Annotated in this window: 14 protein-coding genes; 8 read left to right on the forward strand and 6 right to left on the reverse strand. The window is 65.1% G+C overall.

The annotated features are described in order from the left end of the window. Window positions 1–90 precede the first annotated feature (90 nt). Complete coding sequence (locus K8U54_RS14055) at window positions 91–1,524, reverse strand: PLP-dependent aminotransferase family protein (RefSeq protein WP_249906398.1); 1,434 nt, start codon at window positions 1,522–1,524, stop codon at window positions 91–93. Window positions 1,525–1,700: 176 nt separating this feature from the next. Here K8U54_RS14055 and K8U54_RS14060 point away from each other — a divergent pair, with 176 nt between their 5' ends. After that, a complete protein-coding gene (locus K8U54_RS14060) occupies window positions 1,701–1,940 on the forward strand; it encodes a DUF1127 domain-containing protein (RefSeq protein ID WP_249906399.1) in 240 nt (79 codons plus the stop codon). A 40-nt stretch (window positions 1,941–1,980) separates the two neighbouring features. On the opposite strand, the gene K8U54_RS14065 is transcribed toward K8U54_RS14060, so the two are convergent. After that, a complete protein-coding gene (locus tag K8U54_RS14065; RefSeq protein WP_249906400.1) occupies window positions 1,981–3,294 on the reverse strand; it encodes an NAD(P)/FAD-dependent oxidoreductase in 1,314 nt (437 codons plus the stop codon). 153 nt (window positions 3,295–3,447) lie between these two features. Between K8U54_RS14065 and K8U54_RS14070 the strand changes: the two genes are divergently transcribed. Next, the gene (locus K8U54_RS14070; protein ID WP_249906401.1) at window positions 3,448–3,801 is read left to right on the forward strand and encodes a YkgJ family cysteine cluster protein; all 354 of its coding nucleotides are present in this window, start codon (window positions 3,448–3,450) and stop codon (window positions 3,799–3,801) included. A gap of 3 nt (window positions 3,802–3,804) precedes the next feature. Here the strand turns inward: K8U54_RS14070 and dadR are convergent, their stop codons facing one another. Further along, complete coding sequence (gene dadR, locus K8U54_RS14075; RefSeq protein ID WP_013789818.1) at window positions 3,805–4,293, reverse strand: transcriptional regulator DadR; 489 nt, start codon at window positions 4,291–4,293, stop codon at window positions 3,805–3,807. Window positions 4,294–4,449: 156 nt separating this feature from the next. On the opposite strand from dadR, the gene dadA reads away from it, so the two are divergent. From dadA to K8U54_RS14105, 6 genes are all read left to right on the forward strand, one after another. After that, entirely contained in the window at window positions 4,450–5,748 is a 1,299-nt protein-coding gene (dadA, locus tag K8U54_RS14080; RefSeq protein WP_249906402.1) for a D-amino acid dehydrogenase, read from the forward strand. Beyond that, window positions 5,723–6,073: a RidA family protein gene (locus K8U54_RS14085; RefSeq protein ID WP_027904572.1), complete on the forward strand. Its 351-nt coding sequence runs from the start codon at window positions 5,723–5,725 to the stop codon at window positions 6,071–6,073. The genes dadA and K8U54_RS14085 overlap by 26 nt, the downstream gene beginning before the upstream one ends. A 135-nt stretch (window positions 6,074–6,208) precedes the next feature. Further along, the gene (alr, locus tag K8U54_RS14090) at window positions 6,209–7,282 is read left to right on the forward strand and encodes an alanine racemase (RefSeq protein ID WP_249906403.1); all 1,074 of its coding nucleotides are present in this window, start codon (window positions 6,209–6,211) and stop codon (window positions 7,280–7,282) included. A 307-nt stretch (window positions 7,283–7,589) separates the two neighbouring features. After that, window positions 7,590–8,138: a cupin domain-containing protein gene (locus tag K8U54_RS14095; RefSeq protein ID WP_249906404.1), complete on the forward strand. Its 549-nt coding sequence runs from the start codon at window positions 7,590–7,592 to the stop codon at window positions 8,136–8,138. A gap of 127 nt (window positions 8,139–8,265) precedes the next feature. Beyond that, window positions 8,266–8,688 carry a c-type cytochrome gene (locus tag K8U54_RS14100; protein ID WP_249906405.1) on the forward strand — a complete coding sequence of 141 codons (423 nt, stop codon included), beginning with the start codon at window positions 8,266–8,268 and terminating at the stop codon, window positions 8,686–8,688. 131 nt (window positions 8,689–8,819) lie between these two features. Next, window positions 8,820–10,952, forward strand: coding sequence for an acetyl-CoA hydrolase/transferase C-terminal domain-containing protein (locus tag K8U54_RS14105; RefSeq protein WP_249906406.1), 2,133 nt, complete (start codon window positions 8,820–8,822; stop codon window positions 10,950–10,952). Here the strand turns inward: K8U54_RS14105 and K8U54_RS14110 are convergent. From K8U54_RS14110 to rep, 3 genes are all read right to left on the reverse strand, one after another. Further along, window positions 10,936–11,508: a xanthine phosphoribosyltransferase gene (locus K8U54_RS14110; RefSeq protein ID WP_249906407.1), complete on the reverse strand. Its 573-nt coding sequence runs from the start codon at window positions 11,506–11,508 to the stop codon at window positions 10,936–10,938. The two genes, K8U54_RS14105 and K8U54_RS14110, sit on opposite strands and share 17 nt — an antisense overlap. 117 nt (window positions 11,509–11,625) lie before the next feature. Further along, window positions 11,626–12,108: a UPF0158 family protein gene (locus K8U54_RS14115; RefSeq protein WP_249906408.1), complete on the reverse strand. Its 483-nt coding sequence runs from the start codon at window positions 12,106–12,108 to the stop codon at window positions 11,626–11,628. A 200-nt stretch (window positions 12,109–12,308) separates the two neighbouring features. Further along, complete coding sequence (gene rep / locus K8U54_RS14120) at window positions 12,309–14,318, reverse strand: DNA helicase Rep (protein WP_249906409.1); 2,010 nt, start codon at window positions 14,316–14,318, stop codon at window positions 12,309–12,311. Between the last annotated feature and the right edge of the window lie 194 nt (window positions 14,319–14,512).

Consider the following 14,512-nt stretch of genomic DNA (forward strand, 5'->3'; position numbering starts at 1 on the left):
GGGCGATAAAGAGCACGCGCAAGGGCAAGGTTGCAGCCTCCAATCGGCTGTGCGGATGTGCTGATAGGACGCCGCTGCGCTGGGAAAGATTCAGTCTCTTGGCGGTGACGAGGCGTCGAGCATGGCCGTGACGGTTTCCCCCACCTTGCGTACCGCTGCTTCGATGGTCGGGTTGGGGCGCGTGGCGTAGTTCATGCGCAGGCAATTGCGGTACTTGCCGGCAGCGGAAAAGATGCTGCCCGGCGCCACCTGGATCTTGTGCGCGGCCAGCTCGCGGTTCAGGCGCTGGCTGTCGAAGCCCTCGGGCATTTCCAGCCACAGCATGAAGCTGCCCTGGGGACGGCTGACCCGCACCGAGGGCGGAAAGTAGCGGCTGACCCAGTCGCTCATCTGTTCCAGGTTGCGGGCGTACTGGCCGCGCATGCGGCGCAGGTGCGGTTCGTAGTGACCGCCTTCGATGTATTCGGCCAGCGCCAGCTGCGGCAGCTGCGCGGTGGCGCCGGTACCCATGTACTTCATGTGCAGCACCTGGTTCAGGTAGCGGCCCGGGGCGATCCAGCCGACGCGAAAGCCCGGCGCCAGGGTCTTGGAAAACGAGCTGCAGAGCAGCACCCGGCCGTCGTCATCGTAGGACTTGATGGTGCGCGGGCGCGGGTAGTGAAAGGCCAGCTCGCCGTACACGTCGTCCTCGATGATCGCCACGTCGTGACGCTGGGCCAGGGCCAGCAGGGCGCGCTTGTTGGCCTCGGGCATGATGTAACCCAGCGGGTTGTTGCAGTTGGGGGTGAGCTGGATGGCCTTGATCGGCCACTGCTCCAGAGCCAGCTCCAGGGCCTCGAGGCTGATGCCGGTGAGCGGATCGGTGGGCAGTTCCAGGGCCTTCATGCCGAAGCCCTTGAGCGCCTGCATCACGCCGTGGAAGCTCGGCGAGTCGACGGCGACGATATCGCCCGGCACGCAGATCGCCCGGATCGCCGCCGACAGCGCCTCGTGGCAGCCGGTGGTGACGACGATGTCCTCGTGGCTCAGCTGGCAACCGGAGTCCAGGGTCAGGCGGGCGATCTGCTCGCGCAGGCGCGTGTCACCGTAGATGCTGCCGTAGGTGAGGGTGTGCAGGTCCTGCTTGCGGCTCAGCCGTGACAACGCGCGCAACAGTGGCTTGAGCGTCGGGCTGTCGATATCCGGGCGACCGCGGCCCAGTTGGACGAAATCGTTGCGTGGCGAGGGGGCGATCTGTTCCAGCACCTGGTCCCACTGCGAGACGTCCACGGGGCGCTGCGGCGCCCGGCTGATCTTGGGCAGCGCCGGCTTGTCGCGGCCTTGCGGCACGAAGTAGCCGGATTTCGGTTTCGGCAGCGCCAGGCCGCGGTCTTCCAGATGGCGGTAGGCCTGCTGCACGGTGCTCAGGCTGACCCCATGTTCCTGGCTCAGGGCGCGCACCGAGGGCAGCCGGTCACCCGGTCGATACAGGCCCTGCTCGATGCGTTCGCCGAGCAGGTCGGCCAGATTGGTGTAGAGGGTCATGTTCGCATGCCGGTATGGAAGGGAATCAGCTGAACCATACAGATGGCCCTGGTAGGGACCATTCAGTTCGGCGTGGGCCGATCTGTATGGATTTAATTCCCTTTCTTTGCATCTGTCATGCTTTTTCGCCGCCCCCCATCATGATCTCCCATGACCCCAATGCGCAGGAGAGCGACATGAACGGGCTGAGCGATGTGCGATTGACCTTGAAAGGCAGTGAGTTGGAAGGCGGTAACGGGCGGCGACTGGCCGCGGCACCGGCGCATTCGGCGATGACGCACCGCTGGCTGTGCTTCATCCGGCGCCTGACCACCCGGCGCGCACTGCTCAGGCTCAACGATGCTCAGCTGCAGGACATCGGCCTGAGCCGCGAGCAGGCCGTGCGCGAAGCCAACCTGCCGTTCTGGAAGCTCTGACGCGGGCTTCATGCTGCGCTCAGCCGCAGACTGCCGGCGATCAGAGCAGTTCCTTGAGGCGGTGCCAGAGCATGCCCAGCGCCAACAGGGGCGAGCGCAGATGGCGGCCGCCGGGGAAGGTCATATGCGGCACCCTGGCGAACAGCTCGAAGCCGCCGCCGGCCTGCCCGGCGATGGCTTCGGCGAGCAGTTTGCCGGCCAGGTGCGTGGCATTCACGCCGTGGCCCGCATAGGCCTGGGCGTAGAAGACGTTGGGCTGGTCCTTGAGCTGGCCCAGCTGCGGCAGGCGGTTGGCGCCGATGCCGATCATCCCGCCCCATTGATAGTCGATGCGCACGTGCTGCAGCTGTGGGAATACCGCGAGCATCTTCGGGCGCATGTAGGCGGCGATATCGGCAGGATCGGTGCCGGAGTAGCGGCAGGCGCCGCCGAACAGCAGGCGGCGGTCGGCGGACAGGCGATAGTAGTCGACCGCTACCCGCTGGTCGCAGAGCGCCATGTTCTGCGGGATCAGGGTATTGGCCTGCTCTTCGCTCAACGGCTCGGTGGCGATGATGTAGCTACCGGCCGGCAGCACCTTGCCGCCCAGGGTCGGGTGCAGGTCGCGGATATAGGCGTTGCAGGCCAGCACCAGCTGCCCGGCGCGCACCACGCCCTGGGCGGTGTGCACGCGGATCTCGCTGCCGTAGTCGATACGCGTGGCCGGCGAGTGCTCGAACAGGCGTACACCCAGGCTCTGCGCCGCGGCGGCCTCGCCCAACGCGAGATTGAGCGGGTGCAGGTGGCCCGAGCCCATGTCGATCATGCCGCCGACATAGCGCTGTGAGCCGACCACCTCGTGCATCTGTTCCGGTTGCAGCAGGCGCAGCTCATGGCGATAGCCGAGGCTCTGCAGCTCGGCAGCATCTTCGGCGAAGCCGGCCAGGTCGCGGGGTTTGTTGGCCAGGTCGCAGTAGCCCCAGGTCAGGTCGCAGGCGATCTCGAACTGGGCGACTCGCCGGCGCACCAGCTCCACCGCCTCCAGGCCCATCAGTTTCAGTTCGCGCACCCCGTCCTTGCCGATCACCGACTCGAACTGCTCGACGCCATGGCCGACCCCGCGAATCAGCTGGCCACCGTTACGCCCGCTGGCGCCCCAGCCGATGCGATGGGCTTCCAGCAGCACCACCGAGAGGCCTTTCTGGGCCAGTTCGATGGCCGTGTTCAGGCCCGAGAAGCCGCCGCCGACGATGCATACGTCGGCATGCTGCTCGCCTTGCAAGGCCGGCAAGTCGAGCAGCTGGTTGGCGCTGGCGGCGTAGTAGGAGGGCGCATGCTCGGCGCTATGAACCGGCGGGTGGGCACGGGCGGTCATATGCGAAATCCTGAAGTCTGTGTGGCTAAAAATGGACGAAGCATAAGCGCGCAGGAGGTTGCCAGCCAACCACGCATCCGCCGCGCAAGCGGTGCTTTGCCTGGCTTGAGCCCGGCTGTACCATGCCCGCCTGCCGTTCCTGAGCCTCCGACCATGAGTTGTACCAGCCGCAAGATCGACCTGTTGCGCCGCCAGATTCCGCGCTTTGAGTGTGTGCCTGGCTGTCACGATTGCTGCGGCCCGGTCACGGCTTCCTCCGAAGAAATGGCGCGCCTGCCGCGCAAGACCCGCGCCGAGCAGGACGCCGCCCTGGCCGCTTACAACTGCGTACACCTAGGGCCGAACGGCTGCCAGGTGTACGACCAGCGTCCGCTGATCTGCCGGCTGTTCGGCACCACGCCGAACCTGCCGTGCCCCCATGGCCGCGGGCCCGAACAGCCCATCGAGGCGCATGTCGAACAGCAGGTGCACCAGCTGATCGCCACTACCCGCCAGGTGCTCGTTTAGCGATTACTCCGGCACCGGCAGCGCCAGGCTCTCCTTCACCTCTTCCATCACGATATAGCTCTTCGACTCACGTACATGGGGCAGCTTGAGCAGGATGTCGCCAAGCAGCTTGCGGTAGCTGGCCATCTCGTTGATGCGCGCCTTCACCAGGTAGTCGAAGTCGCCTGATACCAGGTGGCACTCCAGCACGTGGGGCAGCTTGAGCACGGCACGGCGGAAGTCCTCGAAGGTGTCGCCCGACTTGTAGTCTAGGCTGATTTCCACGAACACCAGCAGGCTGGCCTTGAGGTTCTGCGGGTTGAGGCGGGCGTGGTAGCCCATGATGATGCCTTCGCGCTCCAGGCGGCGAACCCGTTCCGTGCACGGCGTGGTCGACAGGCCGACCCGTTCGCCCAGCTCGGTGAAGGAGATGCGCCCGTCCTCCTGGAGGATGCGCAGGATGTTGCGATCGATCTTGTCCAGCTCGCGGCGGCTCTGGTGTTGCGTACGCATGCTCGGCACCCCTCCGTGAAAGGCTCGTAAAGCCAGAATTCCCTTCGAATATACGAGTGTATACAGTGAAAAGCACTGGCATTCACTTTCTATACTGTACGCATCGACTTCTCAAATCGTAATACGCCAGTGCATCGTCGCGGCGAGGAGAACAACATGCGGGTTCTGGTGCTTGGTAGCGGTGTGATCGGTACGGCCAGTGCGTACTACCTGGCCCGTCAGGGGTTCGAGGTGGTGGTGGTCGATCGCCAGGACGGCCCCGCCATGGAAACCAGCTTCGCCAACGCCGGCCAGGTGTCGCCGGGTTACGCATCGCCCTGGGCGGCGCCGGGCATCCCGCTGAAGGCGATGAAGTGGCTGCTGCAAAAGCATGCGCCCCTGGCGATCAAACTGACCGGCGATGTGGATCAGTACCTGTGGATGGCGCAGATGCTGCGCAACTGCACCGCCAGCCGCTATGCGGTGAACAAGGAGCGCATGGTGCGCCTCTCCGAGTACAGCCGCGATTGCCTCGACGAGCTGCGCGCCGAAACCGGCATCGGCTACGAAGCGCGCCAGCTCGGCACCACCCAGCTGTTCCGTACCCAGGCGCAACTGGATAACGCCGCCAAGGACATCTCGGTACTGGAGCAATCCGGTGTGCCTTACGAGCTGCTCGACCGCGCCGGCATCGCCAAGGTCGAACCGGCCCTGGCCAGCGTCACCGACAAGCTGGCGGGCGCCCTGCGCCTGCCCAACGACCAGACCGGCGACTGCCAGCTGTTCACCCGCAGGCTGGCCGAGATGGCCACCGCGCTGGGCGTGCAGTTCCGCTTCGGGCAGAACATCCAGCGCCTGGACGTGGCCGGTGACCGCATCAATGGCGTGTGGATCGACGGCAAGCTGGAGACCGCCGACCGCTACGTGCTCGCCCTTGGCAGCTACAGCCCGCAACTGCTCAAGCCGCTGGGTATCCGCGCGCCGGTGTATCCGCTCAAGGGTTACTCGCTGACCGTACCGATCACCAACCCGGACATGGCGCCGACCTCGACCATTCTCGACGAGACCTACAAGGTCGCCATCACCCGTTTCGACCAGCGCATCCGCGTCGGCGGCATGGCCGAGATCGCCGGTTTCGACCTGAGCCTCAACCCGCGGCGTCGCGAAACCCTGGAAATGATCGTTGGTGACCTGTACCCCCAGGGCGGCGACCTGAGCCAGGCGGATTTCTGGACCGGCCTGCGCCCGGCCACCCCGGATGGCACGCCGATCGTTGGCGCCACACCCTATCGAAACCTGTTTCTGAACACCGGACACGGTACCCTAGGCTGGACCATGGCCTGCGGCTCCGGTCGCCTGCTGGCCGACCTGATCGCCAGGAAGCGCCCGCAGATCAGCAGCGAAGGCCTGGATATTTCCCGTTACGGTAGCCCCAAGGAGTTGAACAACCATGTCCATACAGCGCCTGCGAACTGAGCCGCGCCTGAGCGAAATCGTCATCCACAACGGTACCGTTTACCTGGCTGGCCAACTGGATGAAAACCACAGCGACGGTATCGAAGCGCAGACCAAGGCGACCCTGGACAGCATCGATGCCTTCCTGGCCGAGGCGGGCACCGACAAGACGCGCATCCTGTCGATCACCATCTTCCTCAAGAACATCGACGACCGCGATGGCATGAACAAGGTCTGGGACGCCTGGGTGCCGGCCGGCCACTCGCCCGCCCGCGCCTGTGTGGAAGCCAAGCTGTATTCGCCGGATGTGCTGGTGGAAATGACGGTGATCGCGGCGCTGCCTTGATGCCTGTATCGCTCTTGGCCTAAGACTGGCCGAATTGTGGGAGCGGGCCATGCCCGCGATTTTTTCGCGCGCATGAACTAGGCGTCCCCGCGCGCTCCCACAGGTTTCCTGCTTATATCCTGCTTCGAGATAACCATGCGCCCCGCCCGTGCCCTGATCGACCTGCAAGCCCTGCGTCACAACTACCAACTGGCCCGTGAACTGGCTGGCGCCCGCGCGCTGGCGGTGGTCAAGGCCGACGCCTACGGGCACGGCGCGGTGCGTTGCGCCCGGGCGCTGCAGGCGGATGCCGATGGTTTCGCCGTGGCCTGTATCGAGGAAGCGCTGCAACTGCGCGCAGCGGGCATCAGTGCGCCGATCCTGCTGCTCGAAGGTTTTTTCGAAGCCAGCGAGCTGACGCTGATCGAGCAGCATGACCTGTGGACAGTGGTACACGCCGAGTGGCAGCTCGACGCAATCGAGCAGGCAGCGCTCCAGCGCCCGCTGAACGTCTGGCTCAAGCTGGACAGCGGCATGCACCGCGTCGGTTTCCACCCGGCTGATTACCAGGCGGCCTACCGGCGCCTGCTGGCCAGCGGCAAGGTGGCGAAGATCGTGCTGATGAGCCACTTCTCCCGCGCCGACGAGCTCGATTGCAGCCGCAGCGATGAGCAATTGGCGGTGTTCCAGCAGGCCCGCGAAGGCCTGGCCGCCGAGGTCAGCCTGCGCAATTCGCCGGCCCTGCTGGGCTGGCCGAGCATCCCCAGTGACTGGTCGCGGCCCGGCATCATGCTCTATGGCATCACGCCGTTCGAGCAGGCCCAGCAAGTCGCCGCCCGGCTGCAGCCGGTGATGACCCTGGAGTCGCGGGTGATCAGCGTGCGTGATCTGCCGGCCGGCGAGCCGGTCGGCTATGGTGCGCGCTTCGTCAGCGAACGTGCGACGCGGGTGGGTGTGGTCGCCATGGGCTATGCCGACGGTTATCCGCGCCATGCGCCGACCGGCACCCCGGTGCTGATCGACGGCCAGCCATCGCGGATCATCGGCCGGGTGTCCATGGACATGCTTACTGTCGACCTCAGCGACCTGCCAGGCGCTGGCCTGGGCAGCCGCGTCGAGTTCTGGGGCCGCGGCGTGCTGGCCAGCGATGTCGCCCTGGCCGCCGGCACCATTCCTTACCAGCTGTTCTGTAACGTGCGGCGGGTGCCACTGATCTACAGCGAAGCCTGAGAAGCTGTTCATGATCGCTCAGCCCAGCTGCGTCGGTTTGGCAGCTAAGTGGCGGGAGCGGCCATTTGCAGGCCGTAGGGTGGATGACGCCTTTCTCATCCACCATTGCGATCCTGAGGTGGTGGACGGGTGAAGCGTCGTCCACCCTACGAAAGGCCGCTTCTGCCTTGCAGCTGCCGCTGCATGCCCATAACGATCATGACAGGTGCTGAGCGGGATACGCCCCAAGTGTTCGGGCTGTTGTAAATACTGAACACTGTCGCCATGATAAGACCACTTTTCATGGCTTCACTGGGGGTAACCAGCATTGGACGTCGGTCTTCGCCTGCAATCGATCCGCAAGCAAAAGGGGCTTTCCCAGCGCGAACTCGCCAAGCGGGCGGGGGTTACCAACAGCACCATCTCGATGATCGAGAAGAACAGCGTAAGCCCGTCGATCAGTTCGCTGAAGAAGGTGCTGGCCGGCATCCCCATGTCGCTCGTGGAATTCTTCTCTCTGGAAGCCGAGCAGGACAGCCCGGTGCAGGTGGTCTACCGCGCCAGCGAGCTGACCGATATCCATAGCGGCGCGATCACCATGAAGCTGATCGGCAAGGCGCACCCCAGCCGGGCCATCTCCTTTCTCGACGAAACCTACCCGCCGCACAGCGATACCGGCCTGGAGATGTACGCCCACGAGGGCGAGGAGACCGGCATGCTGGTGGAAGGGCGCCTGGAGCTGACCGTCGGTGACGAGGTGTTCATCCTCGAGAGCGGCGACAGCTACTACTTCGAGAGCAGCCGGCCGCACCGCTTTCGCAATCCCTTCGATCAGCCGGCGCGGCTGATCAGCGCCACCACGCCCGCCAACTTCTAGGCCCGCGCCAGGCAATCTGCGCCGTCGTTGATCTGCGTCATGGGGTCACGCATCCCGCCGTTTCGGCCAGTCGGTATACTTTGCCGGCTTGCGAAACCGTGGCCGAACCACCCATGAGGGCATCTGAGTGAACCCAATTAGAAGCATGCTGGTAGCGCCGGCCATCGCCCTGGCGCTGTGGGCCGTGACGGCCCAGGCGAATACCGACGAAGCGATTGCCGAGCGGATCAAACCCGTGGGACAGGTGTGCATTGCCGGGCAGGAGTGCCAGGGCGTCGAAGCCGTGGCGACCGCCGCTGCCGGTGCTGCGCGTAGCGCCGATGACATCATTGCCAGGCACTGCACGGCCTGTCACACCAGCGGGCTCCTGGGTGCGCCGAAGATCGGCGACACGGCGGCGTGGAAGGAGCGTGCCGATCACCAGGGCGGCCTGGATGGCATCCTCGCCGCGGCCATCAACGGCATCAATGCCATGCCGCCCAAGGGCACCTGTGGCGATTGCTCGGATGACGAGTTGCGCGCTGCCATCCAGAAGATGTCCGGCCTGTAAGCCGCGGATTTGCCCCTCGAAAAAGCCGCCAAGTGGCGGCTTTGTCGTTTCAGAATGATGACAACATGCAGCAAAAGGCGCAGCGGGGCAGTCCAACGGGGACGATCCCGACCGTTGGCCTGGAGAACCGCATGCCCCAATCCCGTAGCCTCGAGCAAGCTGTCGACCACGTGCTGGACGCCATCGACGGGCCGATTCACCTCGGTCTACCCCTTGGTCTGGGCAAGCCCAATCGCTGGGTCAACGCGCTGTATGCGCGGCTGCGCGAAATGCCCGAGCGGCAGCTGACCATCTACACGGCGTTATGCCTGGGTCGCCCGCGGGCCGACCAGGAACTGCAGCGACGCTTTCTCGAGCCCTTCGTCGAGCGCGTTTACGGCGATTACCTGGAACTGGATTTCCTCGCCGACCTGCAGGCCGACAGGCTGCCGGCCAATGTGCGCATCGAGCAGTTCTTCCTGCAGCCCGGCAGCCTGCTCGACAGCGCGCCGACCCAGCAGGACTACACCAGCAGCAACTACAGCCATGCCGCCCGCGACCTGAATGCCAAGGGCGTCAACGTGGTGGCCCAGCTGGTCGCGGCCGACCCGACGCGGCCCCAGCATTTCAGTCTCAGTTGCAACCCGGACATCACCCTCGACCTGCTGCCGATGCTGCAGGCGCGGCGTGCGCGGGGCGAGACCATTGTCTGCGTGGCCCAGGTGCACGAGGGGCTGCCGTACATGGCTGGCGACGCCGAGCTGTCGCGGGAGGTTTTCGATATCCAGCTGGGCGAGCACGAGGCCACCACGCTGTTTTCCACGCCGAACATGCCGGTCACGGTGCAGGACCATTGCATCGGCCTCTACGCCAGTACCCTGGTGCGCGACGGCGGCAGCCTGCAGATCGGTATTGGCGCCATGGGCGATGCGGTCAGCGCCGCGCTGCTGCAGCGCCATCGCCACAACCCGGCCTATCGCGCCGTGCTCGACGAGCTGCAGGGTGGCCCGGGGCACCCCCTGAGCGCCCAGCTGGGCGACCTGGAGCCTTTTCGGAGCGGGCTGTACGGCTGCAGCGAAATGTTCGTTAACGGCCTGCTGGATCTGGCCGAGGCCGGGGTGATTCGCCGCGTCGTCTACCCCGATGTGCGGGTGCAGCGCCTGGCCAGCGCCGGTGCGCTGGACGCCAGCGGCCAGCCGCGCAGCGTACAGGCGCTGCTCGACGCCGGCCTGCCTGCACGCCTCGATGACGCGGCGCTGGCCTGGATGCAGGAGGGTGGGCTCCTGGATGCCAACCTGAAGATGCAGGGCGAGAATCTGTTGTTACCCACCGACCAGCAATGCTCGGCCGACCTGTCCGATCCGCTCAGCCAGGCGGCCCTGCGCGATTACCTGACGCCCGCCGCCCATGGCGTGGTGGTACACGGTGGCTTCTTTCTCGGGCCACGGTCCTTCTACGAGCGCCTCAACGCCATGACCCCGGAGCAGCGCAGTCGCTTCGGCATGACCGGCATCGGTTTCATCAACGAGCTGTATGGGCAGGAGGAGCTCAAGCGCCTGCAGCGTGTGGAGGCACGCTTCATCAACAGTGCCTTCACCGTCACCCTGCTCGGTGCCGCGGTGGCCGATCAGCTGGAGGACGGCCGGGTGCTCAGCGGTGTGGGCGGGCAGTACAACTTTGTCGCCCAGGGCCATGCGCTGCCCGGCGCCCGTTCGATCCTGCTGCTGCGCAGCTGGCGCGAATCGGCTGGCGAGGTCAGTTCCAATATCGTCTGGGAATATGGCCACGTGACCATTCCCCGCCACCTGCGTGACGTGGTGATCACCGAATACGGCATCGCCGACCTGCGCGGCAAGACCGATTCTCAGGTGATCGAGGCGCTGCTCGCGGTCGCCGATTCGCGCTTCCAGGAAGCGCTGATGCAGCAGGCCATCGACGCCGGCAAGCTGCCCAGGGATTTCCGCCTCGCGACGCGTCATGCCGATAACACCCCCGAGCGCCTGGAACAGCTTGCCGAGCGGCATCGGGCGATGTTCGCCGAGTACCCGCTGGGCAGCGATTTCACCGAGGAGGAGCAGGCCCTGTTGCGGGCGCTGACCTGGCTGAAGGGCAAGCTGCGCCTGAGCGAGGTACTGGAGCTGGGCAAGGCGGCGCTGGATGCACCGCCCGCCGAGGCGTTTCCGGCAGCCCTGCAACGCATGGGTCTGGAGCGGCCCGAGGGATTGCGCGAGGAGCTGTACCAGCGGCTGGTGCTGGCCGGGCTGCAGGCTACTCGAGGAAGGTGACCTTGCCGCCTTCCAGGGACTTGATGCGCGCCAGGGATTCGATCCGGTAGCCCTGGGCATCCAGGGTGCTGCGACCGCTCTGGAAAGACTTCTCGATCACCACGCCGATACCGGCGATGCTGGCGCCGGCCTGGCCGACCAGGTCGATCAGCGCCTTGGCGGCGTGGCCGTTGGCGAGGAAGTCGTCGACCAGCAGCACGTGGTCGTCGGCATTCAGGTGTTTGGAGGAAATCGCCAGGGTGCTCTCGGTCTGCTTGGTGAAGGAGAACACCTTGGAGATGTACAGGTTGTCCTTGAGGGTCAGCGACTGGTACTTGCGGGCGAAGATCACCGGCACGCCCAGTTCCAGGCCGGCCATCACCGCCGGTGCGATGCCCGAGGCCTCGATGGTGACGATCTTGGTGATGCCCTGACCCTTGAAGCGCTCGGCGAACTCGTGGCCGATCTCCTGCATCAGCTTGGGATCGATCTGGTGATTCAGAAAGGCATCGACCTTGAGCACCTGCTCGGAGAGGACGGTACCTTCACTGCATATCTTCTGTTTCAACGACTCCACGATCGATCCTCTGGGCTCTAGAGCAAAGCGGCGGATTTTCGCTCAAATTGCCGATCATTTGTAGCGAAAACACCGCGCGCGTCATCCGCTCGTCCATTGCCGGGCCCAGCCGGGCGCTCAGGCGCTGCGGGTCAGCCGGCGCAGAATGTCCCGCGGAATGCCGCGCGGATCCAGCGGCAGCCTGTCCGGCGCCGGTTCCAGGCCCAGCTCGAACAGCCAGTTGAGGGCGTATTCGCGCAGTTGCTTGTGCTCGTACTCCTGCCACTGCTGGCGCAGGGCCGGGAAGTAGTCGATCTCGTAGTCGAAGGCGCGCAGCGGCTTGCGGCCGGTCAGCGCGGCGCTGAGCAGCGGATGGGCGTTGAGGTCGTTGAGGGTGAACAGGAAGGATTCGCGCATCGCCACGCGCTGGGCCACGTCCAGGTTCGGCACGTGGGCGTAGCGCTCGGGGTTGAGCTGCACCTGCTGGCGTTCCTCGCTGCCCTGGTCCTCCGGCGACAGGCTCAGCAGCGTGCCGGCGTCCATGTCGAGCCAGTGTTCGAGGGTTTCGCGGCCGCTGATCAACTGGGTCAGGGTGTCGAGGTCGAGAGTGAGCGTGCGCATGGTGCCGGGCCTCTGCAAGGGGAGCTGACGATGACGGGGCCGGCTGCTGGAGCCGGCCTCTCACTCTGACTACGAAATGTGGCACTGGTGCCCGGCGGGATGATGGGGTCGGCGAAAAGGTAGCCTGGGTTGAGCTAAGCGATATCCAGGTCGACTTTTCGGTGGCGCGGCGCCCGAGCCGGGCTGCGGATGGTGACCCGTCAGCGCTTGAGCATCGCCCGCATGCTGGCCAGGGCGTCGTTGCCACGGGCAGTCTTGACCTCCACCGGCGCCTCTTCCTGGCCTTCCCAGACCAGATCCTCCGGCGGCAGCTCGTCGAGGAAGCGGCTCGGCGTGCATTCGACGATCTCGCCGTACTGCTTGCGCTTGGCGGCGAAGGTCAGCGCCAGGTTGCGCTTGGCGCGGGTGATGCCCACGTAGGCCAGACGCCGCTCCTCCTCGATGGTGTCGGCCTCGATGCTGGAGCGGTGGGGCAGGATCTCCTCCTCGAAACCGATGATGTACACCGACGGAAACTCCAGGCCCTTGGAGGCGTGCATGGTCATCATCTGCACGCCATCGGCCCCTTCTTCCTCTTCCTGCTGGCGTTCTAGCATGTCGCGCAGTACCAGCTTGCCGATGGCGTCCTCGATGGTCATGTCGCCTTCCTCGTCCTTGTCGAGGGTGTTCTTAAGGGCGTCGACCAGGAACCACACGTTGCCCATGCGCGCCTCGGCGACCTTGTCGCTGGAAGCGTTCTGGCGCAGCCAGTTCTCGTAGTCGATGTCCATGACCATGCTGCGGATGGCGGCGATCGGCTCGTTGACCACGCACTGCTCGCGCACGCCGTCCATCCAGCGCTTGAAGCGCGCCAGGCGCTCGGTGTAGCGGCTGTCCAGGTGCTCGCCGAGGCCGATCTCGTCACTGGCGGCATACATGCTGATCTTGCGCTCGTTGGCGTAGTTGCCGAGCTTTTCCAGGGTGGTGGAGCCGATCTCGCGGCGCGGCACGTTGATCACCCGCAGGAAGGCGTTGTCGTCGTCCGGGTTGACCAGCAGGCGGAAGTAACTCATCAGGTCCTTCACCTCCTGGCGGGCGAAGAAGCTGGTGCCGCCGGACAGGCGATAGGGAATCTGGTGGTGCTGCAGCTTCAGCTCCATCAGCTTGGCCTGGTAGTTGCCCCGGTAGAGGATGGCGAAGTCGCTGTAGGGCCGCTGGGTGCGCAGGTGCTCGGTGAGAATCTCCAGGGCCACGCGCTCGCACTCGGCATCTTCGTTACGGGTGCGGATCACACGGATCTCGTCGCCCATGCCCATCTCGCTCCACAGCTGTTTCTCGAAGGCGTGGGGGTTGTTGGCGATCAGCACGTTGGCGCACTTGAGGATGCGGCTGGTGGAGCGGTAGTTCTGCTCGAGCATCACCACCTTGAGCGACGGGTAGTCTTCCTTGAGCAGGTTGAGGTTTTCCGGCCGTGCGCCGCGCCAGGCGTAGATCGACTGGTCGTCGTCGCCGACCACGGTGATCTGGTTGCGCATGCCTACCAGCAGCTTCACCAGCAGGTACTGGCTGGAGTTGGTGTCCTGGTACTCGTCGACCAGCAGGTAGCGGATGCGGTTCTGCCACTTTTCCAGGATGTCCTGATGTTCCTGGAACAGCTTGACCGGCAGCAGGATCAGGTCGTTGAAATCCACCGCGTTGTACGCCTTGAGCGTGCGCTGGTAGTGCAGGTAGACGATGGCGGCGGTCTGCTCCTTGGGGTTGCGCGCATTGGCCAGGGCCTCGTCGGGCAGGATCAGGTCGTTCTTCCAGCTGTCGATATAGTTCTTGACCTCGTCGGCACCGTCGTCGCCGGCGTACTCCTTCTGCATGATGTCGGTGAGCAGCGCCTTGATGTCGCCGTCGTCGAAGATCGAGAAGCCGGGCTTGTAACCCAGGCGCGCATACTCCTTGCGGATGATGTTCATGCCCAGGTTGTGGAAGGTCGACACCGTCAGGCCGCGGGCTTCGGCGCCCTTGAGCAGGGTGCCGACGCGCTCCTTCATCTCGCGCGCGGCCTTGTTGGTGAAGGTCATGGCGACGATGTGCTGGGCGCGGATGCCGCAGTTCTGCACCAGGTGGGCGATCTTGCGGGTAATCACGCTGGTCTTGCCGGAGCCTGCGCCGGCGAGCACCAAAAGTGGGCCGCCGACGTAGTTCACGGCTTCCTGTTGCCGGGGGTTGAGTCGGGACATCGTGTCTATCGCAGAGGGAAATGGCCGCGCATTTTAGCTGAAAGTCGGCGCTCATTTGCGGGCTTCGCTGCAGCAGCCGATAACCGTGCTCGCCAGCACGTTCACGCCACTTCATTGCGTCGGCGGGCTTGTCGATTACCGGGGTTTTGCCGCAGGATATCCGCCGATTTACACGGAAGTGATTGATTTGACGC

The sequence above is a fragment of the Pseudomonas fulva genome, assembly GCF_023517795.1.
Taxonomy (GTDB): domain Bacteria; phylum Pseudomonadota; class Gammaproteobacteria; order Pseudomonadales; family Pseudomonadaceae; genus Aquipseudomonas; species Aquipseudomonas fulva_D.